Below are 19059 nucleotides of genomic sequence, written 5' to 3' on the forward strand. Positions count from 1 at the left end.
TCAACAAACGGACACCATGCAGACTGCTGACATTCGCGGGCGCTGGCTCGACTTCTTCGCCGATCGTGGACACACCGTTGTGCCGTCCGCGTCGCTGGTGAGCGACGACCCCACCCTTCTCTTCACCGTGGCCGGCATGGTGCCGTTCGTGCCGTACCTCACCGGGCTCGTTCCGGCGCCGTACCCGCGTGCAACGAGCGTGCAGAAATGTATCCGCACCAACGACATCGAAGAGGTCGGCAAGACCCCGCGGCACGGCACCTTCTTTCAGATGAACGGCAATTTCAGCTTCGGCGACTACTTCAAAGAAGAAGCCATCGGCTTCGCCTGGGAGTTGCTGACCACCCCGGAGAACCAGGGCGGCTACGGTTTTCGGGAGAGCGACCTCTGGGTCACCATCTACCTCAACGACGACGAGGCCTACCGCTACTGGCGCGCCATCGGCGTGCCGGACAATCGTATCCAGCGCCTCGGCATGGAGTCCAACTACTGGTCCACTGGCCAGCCCGGACCGGCCGGTCCCTGTTCGGAGATTTTCTTCGACCGCGGCCCCGCCTACGGCGCCGACGGCGGCCCGGCCACCGACGACGACCGCTACGTCGAAATCTGGAACCTCGTCTTCATGCAGTACCTGCGCGGAGAAAGCACCGGCAAGAGCGATTTTCAGATTCTCGGCGACCTGCCGAAGAAGAACATCGACACCGGCATGGGCCTTGAACGCGTGGCGTTCCTCAAGCAGGGCGTCGAGAACATGTACGAGATCGACCAGGTTCGCCCGGTGCTCGACCGTGCGGCGGCCTTGTCGGGCCGACGCTACGGCGCCGACCACGGCGACGACGTGCGCATGCGCATCGTCGCCGACCATGTACGCTCCTCCCTCATGCTGATGAGCGACGGCGTCATGCCGTCCAACGAGGGTCGCGGTTATATCCTGCGCCGCCTGCTGCGTCGCAGCGTGCGCGCCATGCGCCTGCTCGGCGTCGACACCGTGAGCCTGCCCGACCTGCTGCCCGTCTCCCGCGACGCGATGAGCGCTGCCTACCCCGAGGTCAAAAGCGACTTCGGGCGCATCAGCCAGGCCGCCTTCGCTGAGGAGGAAACCTTTTTGCGCACCCTCGCGAGCGGCAGCGCCGTGCTCGACCTGGCCGTGGCGAAGACGAAGAAGGCCAACAAGACCGAACTGGCCGGCCCGACCGCTTTTCTGCTGCACGACACCTACGGTTTTCCGATCGAGATCACCCTCGAGATCGCCGAAGAGGCCGGCCTCAGCGTCAACCGGGACGCCTTCGACGTGCTCATGACCAAGCAGCGCACCATGGCCAAGGCCGACGCGAAGTCCAAGAAGACGACGCTGGCCGACCTCGGCGTTTACAGCGCCTTCCGCGCCCTCGGCGAGACGGTCTTCACCGGGTACGACGACCTGCAGAATGAGTCCAGCGTGCTCGGCCTCATCGTGGACGGCGAGTCCGTCACGAACGCGGTCGCCGGTGAAACTGCCGAAGTCATCCTCGCCGAGACCGCCCTGTGGGCTGAATCCGGCGGACAGGAAGCGGATGCCGGCCTTATCGTAGGGCCCGGCTACGAGCTCAAAGTTCTGGACGTGCAAAAGCCGGTCAAGGGCCTGATCAGCCACAAGGTACTCGTGCAGTCCGGCGAGGTCGGCGTGGGCGAGCGCGCAACGAGCGTGGTCGACGAGAGCTGGCGCCGCGGCGCCCGCCAGGCGCACTCCGGAACCCACGTTCTGCACGCCGCACTGCGTCAGGTGCTCGGCCCGAACGCGCACCAGTCCGGCTCGTACAACAAGGCCGGATTCTTTCGCCTCGACTTCTCCTGGAACCAGGCGCTGTCACCGGCGACCCGCACCGAGATCGAAGAGATCTCCAACAACGCCATCCGAGACAACCTGCCGGTCGCCACGCGGGAACTGCCCCTCAACGAGGCCAAGGCGCTCGGCGCCATGGCCCTGTTCGGGGAGAAGTACGGTGACGTCGTGCGCGTCGTCGACATCGGCGGCCCCTGGTCGCGCGAACTGTGCGCCGGCACCCACGTGGGCAGTAGCGCCGAGATCGGCATGATCAATCTGATCAGCGAGGCGTCGGTCGGGTCGACCAACCGGCGGGTTGAATCGCTCGTTGGCCTCGAGGCCTTCCGCGATCTGGCCACCGAGCGTGCCCTGGTCTCGCAGCTCAGCTCGAGCCTGAAGACGCCGCGCGACCAGCTCCCCGAGCGCATCAACGACCTCGTCACGAGTCTCAAGGCGGCCGAGAAGAAGATTGCGGCCTTCGAGGCTCGGGGCCTGACCGACCGGGTTCCCGCCCTGTTGGCCACGGCCCGCCGGGTCGGTGCCGTGACCGTCGTGGCCGAAGACCTCGGCGTGCTCGGTTCCCCGGACGACGTACGGATGCTGGCCCTCGCCACCCGGGAACGCCTCGGCACCGACGCTGTCGTGGTGGCGCTCTCGGCGATCGCTGCCGACAAGCCCGTTGTGATCGTCGCCACAAACCAGGCTGCTCGGGATGCCGGCCACAAGGCCGGTGCCCTCGCCAAGACCGTTGCCGGAATTCTCGGCGGCGGCGGCGGGGGTAAGGACGACCTCGCCCAGGGCGGTGGCCCCAACGGCGATGCCATTCCGGCCGCGCTGCAGGCCGTCGTCACAATGATCAGTCGCTAACGATGCGCTCCGACCATAGATCGTCCCATACCCAGACCGACCGGTCTGCGGTAGGGGCGGGTGACGTTGCGCTTCCAGAGGCATCGCTCGTGCCCGCCATGCGCTCCGGGGTGCGGGTCGGTGTCGACGTCGGCAAGGTGCGCATCGGCCTGTCGCGCAGCGACACCCACGGCATGCTCGCCACACCGGTCGAAACCGTCGCCCGCGACCCGTCCGGGCTGAGCGATTTCGCGCGCATTCGGGCCGTCGTGCAGGAGCTTGAAGCCGTCGAGGTCATCGTCGGCCTGCCTCTGGCACTGTCGGGAAACGTGACCGCATCAACCGACGACGCGATCGACTTCGCCGACCGGCTGGCCCGAACACTCGGGGTGCCGGTGCGCCTGGTCGACGAACGACTCTCGACCGTATCGGCACAATCGGCGCTGCGGGCATCAGGTCGCTCCGCGAGAACGCAACGACCAGTGATTGATCAGGTGGCCGCGACTATCATTCTGCAACACGCGCTCGACAGCGAGCGTGCCTCGGGGCGGCCGCCTGGGTCGCCCGTCGAACCGACCGAGAGGCCGTAACCGTGCCGAGTTCCACCCCGGAAGAGCCCCTGCCGAGCCGTCGGGAATTGCGCGCGCAACAGGTCGCCGCGGACGCAGCGGCCGAACAGGCGGCCGCGGGTGAACTCCAGGCTGTACCCCCCCGTGTTGCCGTCGCGGCGGAACCACCGCTTCTCCCGCGACTGTCACGCGAGGCAGCCGTGCCCGCGAATACTGCCACCGACTTTCTGACGGCGACCGAGAGCTATGATTCCGGCCGCGATCGTGCCAACCGACGCTCGCTGCTCGCCGACGAACCGCCGCGAGAAAAGCGCAGCCATAAGGGCGCCTGGGGCTGCCTGATCGTCTTCGTCGTGCTGGCAGCCCTCGTGGCCGGCGCCTACTTCTTTCTCCAGGGTCCCATCTCGCAAATCGTCGCGGCCACGCAGGGCCCCGCCGATTTCACGGTCGAGGAAGCCGCCACCGGTGAGGACGTCATCGTCATGATTCACGACGGTGACGGCGGCTCGGAGATTACGAGCACCCTCGTCGACCGGGGCGTCGTGAAAAGCTTCGATGCGTTCTACACGATTCTGCTGCAGACGACCCCGGAGCCGGTGTTTCAGCCCGGAGCCTATCAACTCAAGACAAAAATGGTCGCGAGCACTGCCCTCGATGCCCTTTTAACTGACGACGCGAGACTGAATCAGACCGTGGTCGTGCCCGAAGGCACCGCGGCCGTGGATGTGCTCCAGTCGATCTCGGAGGGAACCGACATTCCCCTCGCCGACCTGCAGGCTGCTGCGGCGAACGTGGGCTCGTTCGGTCTGCCCCCCGAGGCCACCACGCTCGAAGGTTTTCTCTTTCCCGCCACGTACCCGTTCTCCCCGGACGACACCGCCCAGACCGTTCTACAGGCCATGGTGAACCGGCAGTTCGAAGCCCTCGACTCGGCCGGGGTCGCCGTCGCCGATCGGTGGTCGACGATCGTTCTTGCCTCGCTGATTCAGCGCGAGGCCGGGGTGAGCGACGACTTCTACAAGGTGTCGCGGGTTTTCCTGAACCGGCTGGATCCGGCGCAATGGGAGAGCGGCCTGTTGCAGTCCGACGCGACCGTCGCTTACGGCACCGGCAAGACCCATCTCGTGACCACGACCAACGCCGAACGCGGCGATGCCGGTAATCCCTACAACACGTACGTGCATCCTGGCAGGCTCGTCGGTCCCATCTCGAACCCGGGCGACGTCGCCATCGACGCCGCCCTGCACCCGGCCGACGGGTCTTGGCTGTTCTTCGTGACAGTCAACCTCGATACCCGAGAGACGGTCTTTTCTACGACAGTGGCCGAGCATGATGCTGCGGTCGTCGTCTGGCAGAACTGGATGAGGGAGCACCCCGAATATGGATAGCCTCCCGTCCAACCGCCTCGCGGTGCTTGGCTCGCCGATCAAGCATTCCCGTTCGCCGCTACTGCACAGGGCCGCCTACCGACAGCTGGGTTTGGACTGGTCCTACGACGCTGTCGAGGTGAAGGCAGGCTCCCTGGCCATGTTTCTGAGCAAAGTCGGACCGGAATGGCGCGGCCTGTCACTGACCATGCCGCTCAAGCAGGAGGTTCTGCCGTTCATCGACGACTGCGATCGGGTGGCACAGCTGACCGGATCGGTCAACACCGTGCTGCTGCGCCGGGTCAAGGGGCGGGGAACGCTGAGCGGCTACAACACGGATGTTGCGGGTCTGGTGCGCGCCCTTGCCGAAAGCGGTGTCACCCAGGCGGCGCACGTGATCCTGCTCGGAGCCGGCGCGACGGCGGCCTCCGCGCTGATGGCGGCGGCGGAACTCGGCGCTGAATTTGTCACCGTACTCATGCGGGACGCGGTGAAGGCACAGCCGCTGATCGAGCTCGGCCGGACACTCGGCGTGGTCGTTGACCTGCAGGATTTCAGTGGCGTCACTCGGGTCGACAGCGACGTCGTGATCAGCACCCTGCCCGGGGGAACCGTGCTGCCTACGCCCCTGCCCCTCGAACTGCGCGAACGTGCTGTCTTGTTCGATGTGGCCTATTCACCGTGGCCGAGCGGCGTCGCCTCATCCTGGCAGGCGGCGGGCGGCACCGTGCTGAACGGGCTCGGAATGCTGCTGCATCAGGCCCTCATCCAGGTGCGGGTGTTCGTCACTGCCGACCCGTTCGAGCCGTTGCCTGACGAGCCGGCCGTGCTCGCAGCCATGCGCGGGGCACTGACCCGCGACCCTGGCCCGAATGAAACCGGCCCCCACATTGCTGTGGAAGGATAGGAACCATGCTTCGTTGGCTCACCGCCGGAGAATCTCACGGCCCCGAACTCATCGCCATTGTCGAGGGTTTGCCCGCTGGGATTCCGGTCACCCTTGATTCGATCCGTCTCGACCTTGCGCGCCGCAAGCTCGGCTACGGCCGCGGCGCGCGCATGAAATTTGAAGAGGATGACCTCACCCTCTCCGGCGGAGTGCGCCACGGCGTCACCCTCGGAGGTCCGGTCGCGCTGCGCATCGGTAACTCGGAATGGCCCAAATGGGTCGACGTGATGAGCGCCGCACCGGTGGACCCGGCCACGCTCACCCGAGGCCGCGGCGCACCTCTGACCCGGCCCCGACCCGGTCATGCCGACCTGGCCGGCATGCAGAAGTACGGCTTCGATGAAGCCCGCCCGGTGCTCGAGCGTGCCAGCGCTCGGGAGACCGCCGCTCGGGTGGCGCTCGGCGCCGTGGCCAGGTCATTTTTGAACGAGCTGGGAATCCAGCTGGTCAGTCACACCATCGCCATCGGTCCGGTGCGCGTGCCGGACGAAACGCCGCTGCCGCAGCCTGGCGACGTCGACGCCCTCGACTCCGACCCGCTGCGGTGTTTCGACGCCGCGACATCCGCTTTGATGGTGGCTGAAGTGGATGCCGCTCACCAGGACGGCGACACCCTCGGCGGCGTCGTTGAGGTGCTCGCTTACAACCTTCCCCCTGGCCTTGGATCCTTCGTGCACTGGGACCGACGCCTCGATTCTCAGCTCGCCGCTGCCCTCATGGGCATCCAGGCGATCAAGGGCGTCGAGGTCGGCGACGGTTTCGAAACCACCCGCCGCCGCGGCTCAGACGCCCACGACGAACTCGTACAGGCGGATGGCGCCATTCAGCGGGTCAGCGACAAGGCCGGCGGTACAGAGGGCGGAATGAGCACCGGCACGGTGCTGCGCGTTCGCGCCGGGATGAAGCCGATCGCTACGATTCCGCGGGCACTGCGCACGGTCGATGTCGCTACGAGCGAACCAGCACCGGCGCATCATCAGCGCTCCGACGTCTGCGCGGTTCCGGCAGCCGGAGTTGTCGCCGAGGCCATGGTTGCGCTCGTGCTCGCGAACTCCGTGCTCGAGAAGTTTGGCGGCGACTCGATCGAAGAGACCCGCCGCAACCTCGAGTCGTATTTGGCCCACATTCCGGCCAACCTGCGAACGGGCGCGTCGAGCGACGCAACACTGTGACGACTTTTTGGCTGAAGCGATGCTAAGCCTGCGCAATTCGCTGCTGCCGATCGTCTTCATCGGGCCAATGGCCGCCGGTAAAACCAAGATCGGTCGTCGCGTGGCACGCGGCCTGAACGTGCCCTTCATCGACACCGATAAGCGCATTGTGGAGAGCTACGGGCCCATTTCGGAGATCTTTGTGCGCGAGGGCGAAGAGTACTTTCGCATCATCGAGCGTGAAGCCGTGGATTGGGCGCTCGGCGAGCCGGCCATCGTGTCGCTCGGCGGGGGAGCGGTACTGAATGCCGACACTCAGGCCGATCTCCAAGACGCGACGGTCGTCTACCTAAGTGTCACTCGCGCTGCCGTGCAGGCACGCCTGGGCGGCAGCAGAAGGCCGCTCCTGACCGGCGGCATCGCCGACTGGGAACGCATCTACAACCTGCGTCGCCCGACCTATGAGGCGCTCGCGACGATTCACCTGGACACCTCCAACCGACCGATCAGCGGCATTGCCGATGAAATCGTGAATTGGGTACAAGAAAGAAATGATGACTGAAACTTCAAGCATGACCGACCCGACGCCCGCCACCACCGTGATCACCGTGACCGGGGTCGACAGCTATCCGGTTAGCGTGGGGCGTGGACTCGTCGCTACTGTCGCCGACCAGCTCGGCAGCGGCGTCAACAAGGTACTCATCGTGCACACCTCTACGGTCGGGGCGCGTGCTGTCGCCCTCCGGGACAACCTGCTCGAGACCTATTCCGAAGTTTTGCTCGCCGAGATTCCCGACGCCGAAGCCGCCAAACGGGTCGAGGTCGCCGCGTTCTGCTGGGGCGTCATGGGGCAATCCGACTTCAGTCGCACCGACGCCGTCATCGGCCTCGGCGGCGGCGCCGTCACCGACCTCGCCGGCTTCGTCGCGGCCACCTGGCTGCGCGGCGTGAAACTCGTTCAAATCCCCACGAGCGTGCTCGGCATGGTCGACGCGGCCGTCGGCGGAAAGAACGGCATCAACACCGCCGAGGGCAAGAATCTCGTCGGCACCTTCTACGCGCCCGCCGCCGTGCTCTGCGACCTCGACCTGCTTGATGCCCTGCCGCGCAACGAGATCCTGGCCGGTTTCGCAGAGATCGTGAAGGCCGGGTTCATTCAGGTTCCCGAAATCCTCGACATCATCGAAGCGGATGTCGACCGTGCCACCGACCCGACCACCCCCGAATTTCGCCGGCTGATCGAACTCTCGATCGCTATGAAGGCTCGCATCGTGGGCGAGGACTTCAAAGAGGCCGGCCTGCGCGAGATCCTGAACTACGGGCACACCCTCGGCCACGCGGTCGAGCACGCCGAACGGTACGGCTGGCGCCACGGTGCGGCCGTCGCCGTCGGCATGATGTTCGCGGCCGAACTCGCAGCCCTCAGCGGACGACTCTCGGTCGAGGTCGTCGACCGGCACCGCAACATCCTGGAATCACTGACCCTGCCGACCGGCTACCCGGTGGGCCGCTGGCCGACCCTGCTCGCCACGATGCAGCGCGACAAGAAGACTCGCAGCGGAATGCTTCGTTTCGTCGTGCTCGACGATGTGGGCAAGCCCACCATTCTCGAGGGACCGGACGCCTCGCTGCTGTTCAGCGCCTACCAGGCCATCGGCCAGTAGCAACCTCGCCGCGCGCTGGCGCGGGAGGCGCGCCAGTGCGCGGTAAGCGCAACTCGCACGCACTGGCGCAGCTCCAGCGCGACGTGTAGCGCGGGAGTCCTGGCCAGGCCGGATGTCCCGCGGAATGGCTCAGGTCCCGCGTAGCGTGGTCTTTGGCGATCCCCGCGGTTCCGTACGTCCCGCGTACTGGCGCTTCTCCCGCGTGGCGTGGTGCGCCCGAGCGGATGCCCGCCGCTCAGTTCCGCCCACGGCCCGCGTTGGTTGACTAGGCGCGCTTGACCAGTGTCACTGGGCCGGAGCCTCACGATCGTTCGGTCGTTATGCCGGCATCGGGGCGGAGGCGGGCGGGGCGACGGCATCCGCTTCGACCGGCTCGCCGGAGTCAGCCGCGGCCGCGAACGGGGTCATCGTGGTCATCAGCTCGGAGCGGATCAGAAAGCGCACGCCGCGCGGAGCTTCCGCGCTGAACCCGCTGCCACGGCCCGGCACGACATCGACCGTGAGAAACGTGTGGCTCCAGTAGTTGAACTGTTCGGCCGACATCCAAAAGTCGAGCGGCTGAGCGGGCTCACCGGCCGGGGCCAGATCGAACTGGCCGAGCCGTACGTCTTGGTCTGAGGTGATGAACTCGCCGGCCATGAACAGCATGGGTGAACTGCCATCGCAGCATCCGCCGGACTGATGGAACATGAGCGGGCCGTGCTCCTCCCACAGGCTGCGGAGCAGATCGACCGCGACCGGGGTGAGCTCGACGCGGGGAACGGTTTCGCTGGCGATCGTGACCGACGCGGTAATCGTGGGTGTCGACATTGACGGACCTTTCTACAGAAGAAACGATGAAAATGGGGCTGCCTTCGACGTTACGTCTTTGGCAGCCCCCGGGCCAGACCTACAACGAACTCATCCGCTGGTAACGAGGTGCTGTTTAGAAGAAGCCGAGCTTGTTCTCCGAGTACGACACCAGCAGGTTTTTGGTCTGCTGGTAGTGCCCGAGCGCGAGCTTGTTGTTCTCCCGGCCGATGCCCGAGCTCTTGTACCCGCCGAAGGCCGCCCCGGCCGGGTAGGCGTGGTAATTGTTGACCCAGACCCGGCCGGCCTGGATGTCGCGGCCCGCCCGGTAGGCGACGTTGCCGTTGCGCGACCAGACACCGGCGCCAAGACCGTAGATGGTGTCGTTGGCGATCGAGATGGCATCGTCGTAGTCGGTGAAGCTCGTCACGGCGAGCACCGGGCCGAAGATCTCCTCCTGGAACAGACGCATCTTGTTGTGGCCCTCGAAGATGGTCGGCTGCACGTAGTAGCCGTCGGTGAGGTCACCGCCGAGGTCGGCGCGTTCACCCCCGAGGGCCAGCTTGGCGCCCTCCTTGGTGCCGATATCGATGTAGGAAAGGATCTTCTCGAGCTGGTCGTTGCTGGCCTGCGCGCCCATCTGGGTGTCGGTGTCGAGTGGGTTGCCCTGGATGATCTTCTTGGCGCGGGTGACAGCGTCGCCGAGGAAGCTGTCGTAGATCGGCTTCTGCAGGAGCGCCCGACTCGGGGCCGTGCAGACCTCGCCCTGGTTGAAGGCGAACAGTACGAAGCCTTCCTGTGCCTTGTCGTAGAAGGCGTCCTTTTCCTGGGCCACGTCGCTGAAAAAGATGTTCGGGCTTTTGCCGCCCAGCTCAACGGTCGAGGGGATGATGTTGGCCGACGCGTACTGCAAAATGAGGCGACCGGTGGTGGTCTCACCGGTGAAGGCGATCTTGCGAATGCGGTTGCTCGAGGCGAGCGGCTTGCCGGCTTCGAGGCCGAAGCCGTTGACGACGTTAACCACGCCCGGGGGGAGGATGTCGCCGATGAGCTCCATCAGCACCAGAATCGAGACCGGGGTCTGCTCGGCGGGCTTGAGCACGATGGCGTTGCCGGCGGCAAGGGCTGGAGCGAGCTTCCAGACGGCCATAAGAATGGGGAAGTTCCAGGGGATGATCTGGCCGACGACACCGAGCGGCTCGTGGAACTGGTAAGAGACGGTGTCGCCGTCGAGCTGGGCGTGGTCGCCGTCCTGGGCGCGGATCGCCGAGGCGAAGTAGCGGAAGTGGTCGGCGGCGAGGGGGATGTCGGCGTTGATCGTCTCGCGAACGGCCTTGCCGTTGTCCCAGGTCTCGGCGACGGCAAGCATCTCGACGTTGGCGTCGATCAGGTCAGCGATCTTGTTCAGCACGGCAGCACGCTCGGTGGCGCTGGTCTTGCCCCAGGCCGGTGCGGCCTTGTGGGCAGCGTCGAGAGCCAATTCGATGTCTGCGGCGGTTCCGCGCGCTACCTCGGCGAACGGCTTCCCGGTGACCGGGGTGATGTCCTCGAAATACTGGCCCTTGACCGGGGCGACCCATTCGCCGCCGATCCAGTTCTCGTACCGAGACTTGAAGGTAATTTTTGAGCCGGGTGTTCCTGGAACTGAATAGACGGTCATGTCACTCCTATTTCGACGACGATGTCGGTCCGCGTTCTGCGGTGTCCTCAGAGTAGGAGTGCAAACGTTGCAAAAGGTTGCGAGCCGGTTAGCGTTGAGAATTGTTGCGCCGGGCGCCCAGCTCGTCGTCGATGCGCTTCAACCGGGCGACCACCGTGGCGCGTCTGGGGGAGCGCGCCGGGAGCAGCTCCAGGCAGGCACGCCAGACCTCGGAGTCGTAGGTGGCTTCCTCCGACCGGGCATAGTCGAGAAGCAGGTCGACCGAGGCATCCGTCAGCATCGCCTCACGCAGGCGCGCACTGACCTCGATGCGGATATCGATGATCCCGGGGGACAGTGAATTGGGCAGAACCGGTCCGGGGTAGGCGGCGAGGGCCACCCGGTGGGCGCCGCGTTCCAGGAACGCCAGCACGCGTTGCGCATCGAGTTCGAGCGGTGACTGCAGCCGATAGGGCCGAGATCCGATCATGACCGGCGGGCTGACCTGCTCCAACACCTTGCGGACCCGCACCATCTCGGCCCGCAGCGTGTCGACGCCGTTGACCTGGCCGCTGCCGGTCTGGTCGCTCAGCAGAAAGGCCAGCCGGTCCGCGGAGAGTCCTTCGCGGTGCCAGGCGAGCAGGGTGATAATTTCGGCATGCCGCGGGCTGAGATCGATAGCCATTCCGCCGCACTCGAGGTGTCCGTAGTCGCTGCCCAGCACGCCGAACCCCACCGGCACCAGGTTGCGGCCTGGGGCCGGGAGCAGGGCCATGCTGGAGCGTCGTCGCGGGGCGCGGGCATCCGTTCGGTCGGACGCAATCGTGCGGTGGCCGTCGAGGCGCTGGATACGCAATTCCGCCTCCATAGCGGCGACAGCCGCTTCAACGAGGGGGAGTGTTTGGGGCGCGACCGCCTGATCTCCGCCCGTGATGTCGATCACGCCGAGGATCTTGCCGGTATCCGGGTCGTGAATGGGCACTGCGGTGCAGCTCCACGGGTGGGCGAGCGCGTTGAAGTGTTCGGCGCGCCGAATCTGAATGCCCCGGTCGAGGGCGAGGGCGGTGCCGGGTGCGCTCGTTCCGACCCGTTTCTCCGACCAGTCCGCCCCCTCGACAAACAGCATCTCCTCGACCTGGCGGCGCAGCACCCGATCGCCGTCGATCCAGAGCAGTCGGCCGGACTCATCGCCGATCGCCACCAGCAACTCGGCGTCGAAGGCGTGGCGAATGAGCAGGTTGTGCACGACCGGCAACACCGCGGCGAGCGGATGCTGGTTGCGCAGGTCCCGCAGTTCGGCGTCGGTCAGCGCCCGCTCGGGTGCCACGCTTGCGGGGTCGAGGCTGAGAGAGAGCGAGCGTCGCCAGGAGTCCTGCACGAGCTTGCGTACGCCGGATTGGAATACCCGGTCAGTGACGGCGGATTCGTGGGCTCGTTCCAGGGCGACCAGGCTTTCCCGCGCGGGACCGGAGGGAACCGACGACGTGCTCTTCAAGCCGTGTCCCATCAGCGTCTGCCTCCGTTAGCAGTGGTCGGGCGAGGCGGTCGCGGCCACCGTCGGAATTTCATTCTAGGGGCACCGCTCCAGCGGTCGGCCGGCGTGCGCGGTCATTCACAGCAGCCAGGGTGCCGGTGAACCCCGAGCCGGCGCCGGAAGTTCTCCACAGCGGAGCGAGTTCACGAAATTTCTGGGGATAACCTTTCGTCCCCGCAACTCTGATTCATTCTGGGCCCATGACACTGTCAATGAAAATTGAAGACTCCCCGCCCGTGTTCACTCTGGAACAGGCCAGAGCTCGGGTCTACGACCTGATCGGCCACGCGATCCAGCCGCAGATCTGGCTCATGGTGCTCGACGCCCACGGGCAACAGCTTTCGCTGCTGATTCCGATCGACGGAATACCAGTGCGCCCCGAACCGGGTTCGGTGCGACCCTTCGCCGTCAGGATCAACGAGATCGTGGCGCGGGACGCCCCGGGAGGCAGCCTGATCGTGACGCTGGAACGGCCAGGGTCAGCTGCCCTCACCGCCCCCGACCAGGCCTGGGCCCTCGAATTGACCGAGTCCTTCGGCAAGCTCATGCGCATCTCCGGTCTGTTCGTCGCGCACGATGACGGCATCGCGATTCTCGCTCCCTGAACCGGCTGCCCGCTCGGGTGAGCCCCACGGCCTAGGCTGTGTGAATGAGTACAGTGTTGGTTCTGAACGGTCCGAATCTCGGGCGCCTCGGCAGTCGCGAGCCCGATGTCTACGGGTCGGCGAACCTCGTCGACCTGCGCGAGCTGCTCGTCGCATCCGCTCGCGAAGGCGTGAGTATCGACCTGCGCCAGACGGACGACGAGGCAGAACTTATTCACTGGCTCTACGAAGCGGTCGACGAGCGGATGCCGGTAATCCTGAATCCGGCCGCGTTCACCCATTACAGCTATGCCCTGCGGGATGCTGCTTCCCTGGTCACAAAAGCCGGCCTGCTGCTGATCGAGGTGCACATCTCCAACCCGCACGCTCGCGAGACGTTCCGCCACACGAGTGTGGTGAGCGCCATCGCGACCGGTGTCATCGCCGGTCTCGGCTTCGACTCCTACCGGCTGGCACTGGACTTCGTCACCGCTCCGTGACGTTCCGGCACCGTATTGCCTTTGGAGCCTGAGGCTTGGGCACGTAGACTCCACACGGTGCCATTTGCACCCGCGCACCTTATCAATTGAACGGAACACCCCTCCCATGGCTTCTACCGCTGATATCAGAAACGGCGTCGTACTCAATATGGATGGCCAGCTTTGGGCCGTCGTCGAGTTTCAGCACGTCAAGCCGGGCAAGGGTGGCGCCTTCGTTCGCACCAAAATGAAGAACGTCGTCTCGGGCAAAACCGTTGATCGTACCTTCAACGCCGGCGCCAAGATCGAGACCGAGAACGTCGATCGTCGCGACTTCCAGTACCTCTACAACGACGGCGATGCCTACGTCTTCATGGACGTCGCCGACTACGACCAGATCACCGTGTCCGCCGCAGTCGTAGGCGATGCCAGCAACTTCATGCTCGAAAACCAGGCCGTGACCGTGGCGCTGCACAACGGCAACCCGCTGTACGTTGAGCTGCCGGCATCCGTGACCCTGGAAATCACCTACACCGAGCCGGGCCTGCAGGGCGACCGCTCGACCGGCGGCACCAAACCCGCCACGGTCGAGACTGGCTACCAGATTCAGGTTCCGCTGTTCCTCGAACAGGGCACCAAGGTCAAGGTCGATACCCGCACCGGCGACTACCTCGGTCGCGTCAACGAATGAGCGCACGTACCAAGGCTCGCAAGCGCGCCATCGACATCCTGTATGCAGCGGATGTTCGTCAGATCAGCATTCCGGAGTCGCTCGCAACCGAGGCTGAGCGTGCCGCGAGCGAGCCGGCCCGCCTGGCCTCGTGGCTTTACGCCCGTGAACTCGTCGATGGTGTCGTGGATCACCGCGAAGAGATCGACGAACTGATCGAGACCTACTCGCAGGGCTGGTCGCTCGCCCGCATGCCCAACATCGATCGCGCCATTCTGCGCATCGGAATCTGGGAGATTCTCTACAACGACGCCGTACCGCACGCCGTCGCCATCGACGAAGCCGTCGAAGCCGCCAAGATTCTCTCCACGGATGACTCGGCCGGCTTTGTGAACGGACTGCTCGGCAAGATCGCCCAAACCGCCCCGTCGGCCTGATCCCCGGTCGGTCGATCACCAGTCGGCACATCGACCCGACAGACTCGGCACGTTCAGGGTTCGCCTCGAAGCCACCGAAGGACACGCACATGGATAACACCGGACCAGACGTACCCCGCGATCAGCCGAGTCCGCCGAATCCATATCAGCCGGTGCCGCCGACAGGCGGGGCAACCGCGCCGTTCGTGCCTGCGCCGTTCGTCACAGCACCGAAGACCAACACCCTGGCCATAGTGTCGTTCGTGTCGTCGTTCTTCATCGGACTCGTCGCTATCATCACGGGCCACATCTCGCTGGCGCAGATTCGTGCCCGCGGCGAACTGGGCCGCGGCTTCGCGCTGGCGGGCCTCATCATCGGGTACTTCATGGTTGCTCTGACGGCCGTTCTCGTCGTGTTGCTCATCGTGTTCGCCGCCGCGATCGGGGCGTTCTTCGTAGCTATCGACTCCAACTCGAGCTCCCCTCAGTCCGGCTCGCCGACGTCGTCGCCGACTCCCGAAGCGCCCGCGCCGCTGCCGACCGGTCAGCTGGGCGCCGCCAACTTTGACGCGGGCTATCTCGAATTCGGCACCGGTGCTGTGATCATCGACGAATACGTCGACCCGATGTGCCCGTTCTGCGCCCAGTTCGAGCAGACCAACGGAGCCCTCCTGGCCGCCGGCGTAGACAGCGACGACATCACGCTCCGCGTGCACTCCCTCACCTTTCTCGATTCGCGCTCACAGGGCACGAACTACTCCAGCCGCGCCTCAGCGGCACTGACCTGCCAGGCCACCCTGAACCCCGACGAGACCCTCACCTTTCTGGCGGCGCTGTTCGCCAACCAGCCCGCCGAGCAGACGACCGGGCTCAGTAATAACCAACTCGCCGACCTCGTGCCGGGCCCGATCAGCATCGCTGATTGCCTCGACTCCGGGGACTACGAGGGCTGGTCCCAGCAGAATACCGAGGCCGCGCTGACCAAGATCGATGGGGCCGACATTCCGTCGGTTGCCGGCACTCCCACCGTGCTCGTCGACGGCGTGCATTACACCGGCAGCAACACCGATCTGGCCGAATTCCAAGCCTTCGTCGCCGCTGCCTTCTAGTTCGATCGCACGAGAGTCGTTGGTGCGCCCGAAGGGCGTTCCAACGACTAAGCTGAACCTATTCAGACATCCTTTAAATATCCGTCCTGTGAGACGGGGAAGGAGGTCGGCATTTGGCGCACATTGTGCTCACTCAGGCTGACATCACCCGCGCGTTGACTCGAATTTCTCACGAGATTCTGGAGTCCAATCGGGGCCCGGACAACCTCGTCATTCTCGGCATCCCGACGCGCGGGGTCATCCTCGCCCGCCGCATCGCCGAGATCATCCAGAGCATCGAACCCGCAGCAACAATCGTGCGGGTCGGATCGCTCGACGTCACGCTGTACCGCGACGACCTCGCCCACGGCCGCACGCGCACTCCGTCCCGGACCGAAGTTCCCGGCAGTATCAACGGTGCCACCGTCGTGCTCGTTGACGACGTGCTGTACTCGGGCCGCACCATCCGCAGCGCCCTCGATGCACTCGGCGATCACGGCCGCCCCACCATCGTGCGCCTCGCGGTTCTCGTCGATCGCGGCCACCGTGAGCTGCCCATTCGCGCCGACTTCGTCGGCCGCAACCTGCCGACGGCCACAGACGAGCGCATCAACGTGCACCTCGAAGAGATCGACGGCGACGAATTCGTCTCGATCGACGGCGGGATCAACCGATGAGGCACCTGCTCTCGACTAAAGATCTCTCCCGGGATGAAGCGATCAACCTGCTCGACATTGCCGAAGACATGGCGGATGTCGCAAAGCGGGAGGTCAAGAAGCTCCCGACCCTGCGTGGTAAGACTGTCGTCAACCTGTTCTTCGAGGATTCCACCCGCACCCGCATCTCGTTTGAGGCCGCCGCGAAACGCTTGAGCGCCGATGTGATCAACTTCAGCGCCAAGGGGTCGAGCGTGTCGAAGGGGGAAAGCCTGAAGGACACGGCGCAGACCCTCGCGGCGATCGGTGCCGACGGCGTCGTCATCCGTCACCCGGCCTCCGGGGCCCCGGCGGTACTCGCCGCGAGCGGCTGGATCGACGCCGGCATCATCAATGCCGGTGACGGCACCCACGAGCATCCCACCCAGGCCCTGCTCGATGCTTTCACCATTCGCCGCCGCATTCACGGCCCGGTCTCGCGCGGCAAGGGCCTCGACGGGGTCACCGTCACCATCGTGGGTGATGTGCTGCACTCCCGGGTAGCTCGCTCCAACCTGTGGCTGCTCACCACCCTGGGTGCCGAGATCACGTTCGTCGCCCCGCCCACCCTGTTGCCGAGCGACACCTCGCTCTGGCCGGCGCGATTCAGCTTCGACCTCGACGATGCCATCGATGCCGGCCCCGACGTGGTCGTGATGCTGCGCATCCAGACGGAACGGATGAGCGCGGCCTTCTTTCCCAGCACTCGCGAGTATTCCCGGGTTTGGGGCCTCGACGACGCGCGATTCGGGCGTCTCGGTCCGGCTAGCATTGTTATGCACCCTGGCCCGATGAATCGTGGCCTGGAGATCTCTTCGGCGGCGGCCGACTCCGCTAATTCCACCGTGCTCGAACAGGTCACGAACGGTGTCTCCGTGCGGATGGCCGCGCTCTACTTGCTCTTATCCGGTGATCGGAAGGAATCAAAGAATGTCGATTGACGGAATGGCCCAAAGCTGGCTTATTCGTGGGGCAACCCTGGCTGACGGCACGGGCACCGACATTCGTCTCGACGGTGGGAATATCACCGAGCTGGGGACCGGCCTGTCGCAGAGCGGCGCGAGCGTCATCGACGCCGACGGGCTCATTGCCTTGCCCGGCCTCGTCGACCTGCACGCCCACCTGCGTGAACCCGGCTACGAGCACAGCGAAACCGTGCTGAGCGGCAGCCGCGCCGCAGCCCGCGGCGGCTTCACGAGCGTGTTCGCTATGGCCAACACCCAGCCGGCCCAGGACACCGCCGGGGTGGTCGAACAGGTGCTCGCCCTCGGCGAAAGTGCCGGCTACGTCGACGTGCAGCCGATCGGCGCCGTCACCGTGGGCCTCGCCGGCAAACAACTCGCCGAACTCGGCGCCATGGCGTCGAGCCGCGCCCGGGTGCGGGTGTTCTCGGACGACGGTTTTTGCGTCTCTGACCCGCTGCTTATGCGCCGCGCCCTGGAATACGTGAAGGCCTTCGACGGCGTCATCGCCCAGCACTCCCAGGAACCGCGCCTCACCGAAAAAGCGCAGATGAACGAGGGCGCTCTCTCCGGCGAACTCGGCCTGGTCGGCTGGCCGGCCGTTGCCGAAGAGTCGATCATCGCCCGGGACGTGCTGCTGACCGAACACGTCGCCTCACGCCTGCACGTCTGCCATGTCTCAACGGCCGGCTCGGTCGACGTGATCCGCTGGGCCAAGGCCCGCGGTATCAACGTGACGGCCGAGGTCACGCCGCACCACCTGCTGCTCACCGAAGACCTCGTGCGCGGCTACGACGCCCGTTTCAAGGTGAACCCGCCGCTGCGAGCCCGCGAAGACGTCGAAGCGCTCCGCGCCGGACTTGCCGACGGCACCATCGACATCGTCGCCACCGACCATGCCCCGCACCCAGTCGAAAGCAAAGACTGCGAGTGGGATGCCGCCGCCAACGGCATGGTGGGGCTGGAATCGGCCCTGTCGGTCGTGCACGCGGCGGTCGTCGCGACCGGGCTGCTTGACTGGGCTGACATCGAACGCGTTCTGTCGCGCACTCCGGCCCGTATCGGGCGCCTTGTTGGTCAGGGCAACCCGATCGCGGTCGGTTCACCGGCCGAACTGGCGCTCTACGATCCGGCATCGACCCGAGTATTCGGCCGCGCCGACCTGGCCGGTACGAGCTCGAACTCGCCGTATCTGTCGATGACGCTGCCCGGCGACGTGCGAGCAACATTCCATCGTGGCTACGCCACGATGCTCGACGGCGCGGTTCGCAGCAGCCTCGAGATAGCCGGCCACGCGAGCGGAGTAGTCACCCATGGATAGGTCCATTCCCGCCATCATCACAGGGCTTGTTCTGCTCGGCGTTCTCGTTCTCATGTGGCGCAGTTGGCGAAAGCGCAGTCGACGCGATGCCGCTCTCACCGCCGGCTATCCGATGCCGGATAATTCCGGAGCCGCACTGGCCGGTGCTGAGACCTATTATGTGGCGACCACTCCCCGCGATGCGCCCCTTGAGCGCCTGGCCATTGGCGGGCTAGGCTTTCGTGCCCGCGCCGCTGTCACCGTGACCGAGGCCGGCGTAACGCTCGACCTCGATGGTAACCAGCCGGTGTTCATTCCAGGCAGTGCTATCGACGCGGTTGGTGCGGCCCAGGTGGCCATCGACCGGGTAGTCGAAACTGATGGCCTGGTGCGCCTGAGCTGGCGTCTGGCCACGGGTAGCGCTTCCGGGCCCGACGACCGCCGCGCCGTTGACAGCTTCTTTCGCATCATTGATCCGAATGATCGTGCTCGCCTCGTCGACACGATTCGAACCATTGCCGCCACGGCCCATCAAGATGAAAGCGAGGCCTGA

18 protein-coding genes and 1 pseudogene are annotated in these 19059 nt (G+C 65.5%); 16 read left to right on the plus strand and 3 right to left on the minus strand.

Annotation, left to right across the window (positions count from 1 at the left end; genetic code table 11):
• Window positions 1-16: 16 nt before the first annotated feature.
• From alaS to aroB, 7 genes are all read left to right on the plus strand, one after another.
• On the plus strand, window positions 17-2671 hold the full coding sequence (gene alaS, locus CJ028_RS18655; protein WP_105036681.1) for an alanine--tRNA ligase: 2655 nt from the start codon (window positions 17-19) through the stop codon (window positions 2669-2671).
• 98 nt (window positions 2672-2769) lie between these two features.
• Window positions 2770-3240 carry a Holliday junction resolvase RuvX gene (gene ruvX / locus CJ028_RS18660; protein ID WP_205684112.1) on the plus strand — a complete coding sequence of 157 codons (471 nt, stop codon included), beginning with the start codon at window positions 2770-2772 and terminating at the stop codon, window positions 3238-3240.
• A gap of 179 nt (window positions 3241-3419) precedes the next feature.
• Window positions 3420-4607 (plus strand): endolytic transglycosylase MltG, encoded by a 1188-nt coding sequence (mltG, locus tag CJ028_RS18665; protein WP_240607419.1) that lies wholly within the window; start codon window positions 3420-3422, stop codon window positions 4605-4607.
• Complete coding sequence (locus CJ028_RS18670) at window positions 4600-5493, plus strand: shikimate dehydrogenase (RefSeq protein WP_105036682.1); 894 nt, start codon at window positions 4600-4602, stop codon at window positions 5491-5493. The genes mltG and CJ028_RS18670 overlap by 8 nt, the downstream gene beginning before the upstream one ends.
• 5 nt (window positions 5494-5498) lie before the next feature.
• Window positions 5499-6707, plus strand: a complete 1209-nt coding sequence (aroC, locus tag CJ028_RS18675) for a chorismate synthase (RefSeq protein WP_105036683.1) — start codon at window positions 5499-5501, stop codon at window positions 6705-6707.
• A gap of 19 nt (window positions 6708-6726) precedes the next feature.
• On the plus strand, window positions 6727-7248 hold the full coding sequence (locus CJ028_RS18680; protein ID WP_240607421.1) for a shikimate kinase: 522 nt from the start codon (window positions 6727-6729) through the stop codon (window positions 7246-7248).
• A 10-nt stretch (window positions 7249-7258) separates the two neighbouring features.
• A complete protein-coding gene (aroB, locus tag CJ028_RS18685; RefSeq protein ID WP_105036684.1) occupies window positions 7259-8350 on the plus strand; it encodes a 3-dehydroquinate synthase in 1092 nt (363 codons plus the stop codon).
• 414 nt (window positions 8351-8764) lie between these two features.
• Here the strand turns inward: aroB and CJ028_RS18690 are convergent.
• The 3 genes and pseudogenes from CJ028_RS18690 to CJ028_RS18700 form a co-directional block, all read right to left on the minus strand.
• Window positions 8765-9160 (minus strand): annotated as a pseudogene (locus CJ028_RS18690) (DUF779 domain-containing protein); the annotation flags it as partial.
• 115 nt (window positions 9161-9275) lie between these two features.
• Complete coding sequence (gene exaC / locus CJ028_RS18695; RefSeq protein WP_105036686.1) at window positions 9276-10799, minus strand: acetaldehyde dehydrogenase ExaC; 1524 nt, start codon at window positions 10797-10799, stop codon at window positions 9276-9278.
• An 88-nt stretch (window positions 10800-10887) separates the two neighbouring features.
• Window positions 10888-12285: a GAF domain-containing protein gene (locus tag CJ028_RS18700; RefSeq protein ID WP_129590546.1), complete on the minus strand. Its 1398-nt coding sequence runs from the start codon at window positions 12283-12285 to the stop codon at window positions 10888-10890.
• A 239-nt stretch (window positions 12286-12524) separates the two neighbouring features.
• Between CJ028_RS18700 and CJ028_RS18705 the strand changes: the two genes are divergently transcribed.
• From CJ028_RS18705 to CJ028_RS18745, 9 genes are all read left to right on the plus strand, one after another.
• Complete coding sequence (locus CJ028_RS18705; RefSeq protein ID WP_105036687.1) at window positions 12525-12917, plus strand: hypothetical protein; 393 nt, start codon at window positions 12525-12527, stop codon at window positions 12915-12917.
• A gap of 44 nt (window positions 12918-12961) precedes the next feature.
• Window positions 12962-13396, plus strand: a complete 435-nt coding sequence (locus CJ028_RS18710) for a type II 3-dehydroquinate dehydratase (RefSeq protein ID WP_105036688.1) — start codon at window positions 12962-12964, stop codon at window positions 13394-13396.
• A 106-nt stretch (window positions 13397-13502) separates the two neighbouring features.
• Window positions 13503-14066, plus strand: a complete 564-nt coding sequence (efp, locus tag CJ028_RS18715; RefSeq protein ID WP_092107753.1) for an elongation factor P — start codon at window positions 13503-13505, stop codon at window positions 14064-14066.
• Entirely contained in the window at window positions 14063-14482 is a 420-nt protein-coding gene (gene nusB / locus CJ028_RS18720; protein WP_092107754.1) for a transcription antitermination factor NusB, read from the plus strand. Before efp ends, nusB begins: the two co-directional genes overlap by 4 nt.
• 89 nt (window positions 14483-14571) lie before the next feature.
• Window positions 14572-15570, plus strand: a complete 999-nt coding sequence (locus tag CJ028_RS18725) for a thioredoxin domain-containing protein (RefSeq protein WP_105036689.1) — start codon at window positions 14572-14574, stop codon at window positions 15568-15570.
• Window positions 15571-15683: 113 nt separating this feature from the next.
• Entirely contained in the window at window positions 15684-16226 is a 543-nt protein-coding gene (gene pyrR, locus CJ028_RS18730; protein ID WP_105036690.1) for a bifunctional pyr operon transcriptional regulator/uracil phosphoribosyltransferase PyrR, read from the plus strand.
• Window positions 16223-17185, plus strand: coding sequence for an aspartate carbamoyltransferase catalytic subunit (locus CJ028_RS18735; protein WP_105036691.1), 963 nt, complete (start codon window positions 16223-16225; stop codon window positions 17183-17185). The genes pyrR and CJ028_RS18735 overlap by 4 nt, the downstream gene beginning before the upstream one ends.
• Before the next feature lie 4 nt (window positions 17186-17189).
• A complete protein-coding gene (locus CJ028_RS18740; RefSeq protein ID WP_105036948.1) occupies window positions 17190-18527 on the plus strand; it encodes a dihydroorotase in 1338 nt (445 codons plus the stop codon).
• Window positions 18520-19059, plus strand: a complete 540-nt coding sequence (locus CJ028_RS18745; RefSeq protein WP_104192783.1) for a PH-like domain-containing protein — start codon at window positions 18520-18522, stop codon at window positions 19057-19059. Before CJ028_RS18740 ends, CJ028_RS18745 begins: the two co-directional genes overlap by 8 nt.

Source organism: Cryobacterium aureum (assembly GCF_002954245.1).
GTDB lineage: Bacteria > Actinomycetota > Actinomycetes > Actinomycetales > Microbacteriaceae > Cryobacterium > Cryobacterium aureum.

Coding starts and splice junctions, on each gene's coding strand:
- alaS (WP_105036681.1), top strand. CDS start 17: ATGCAGACTGCTGACATTCGCGGGCGCTGGCTCGACTTCTTCGCCGAT.
- ruvX (WP_205684112.1), top strand. CDS start 2,770: ATGCGCTCCGGGGTGCGGGTCGGTGTCGACGTCGGCAAGGTGCGCATC.
- CJ028_RS18670 (WP_105036682.1), top strand. CDS start 4,600: ATGGATAGCCTCCCGTCCAACCGCCTCGCGGTGCTTGGCTCGCCGATC.
- aroC (WP_105036683.1), top strand. CDS start 5,499: ATGCTTCGTTGGCTCACCGCCGGAGAATCTCACGGCCCCGAACTCATC.
- CJ028_RS18680 (WP_240607421.1), top strand. CDS start 6,727: ATGCTAAGCCTGCGCAATTCGCTGCTGCCGATCGTCTTCATCGGGCCA.
- aroB (WP_105036684.1), top strand. CDS start 7,259: ATGACCGACCCGACGCCCGCCACCACCGTGATCACCGTGACCGGGGTC.
- exaC (WP_105036686.1), bottom strand. CDS start 10,799: ATGACCGTCTATTCAGTTCCAGGAACACCCGGCTCAAAAATTACCTTC.
- CJ028_RS18700 (WP_129590546.1), bottom strand. CDS start 12,285: ATGGGACACGGCTTGAAGAGCACGTCGTCGGTTCCCTCCGGTCCCGCG.
- CJ028_RS18705 (WP_105036687.1), top strand. CDS start 12,525: ATGAAAATTGAAGACTCCCCGCCCGTGTTCACTCTGGAACAGGCCAGA.
- CJ028_RS18710 (WP_105036688.1), top strand. CDS start 12,962: ATGAGTACAGTGTTGGTTCTGAACGGTCCGAATCTCGGGCGCCTCGGC.
- efp (WP_092107753.1), top strand. CDS start 13,503: ATGGCTTCTACCGCTGATATCAGAAACGGCGTCGTACTCAATATGGAT.
- nusB (WP_092107754.1), top strand. CDS start 14,063: ATGAGCGCACGTACCAAGGCTCGCAAGCGCGCCATCGACATCCTGTAT.
- CJ028_RS18725 (WP_105036689.1), top strand. CDS start 14,572: ATGGATAACACCGGACCAGACGTACCCCGCGATCAGCCGAGTCCGCCG.
- CJ028_RS18735 (WP_105036691.1), top strand. CDS start 16,223: ATGAGGCACCTGCTCTCGACTAAAGATCTCTCCCGGGATGAAGCGATC.
- CJ028_RS18740 (WP_105036948.1), top strand. CDS start 17,190: ATGGCCCAAAGCTGGCTTATTCGTGGGGCAACCCTGGCTGACGGCACG.
- CJ028_RS18745 (WP_104192783.1), top strand. CDS start 18,520: ATGGATAGGTCCATTCCCGCCATCATCACAGGGCTTGTTCTGCTCGGC.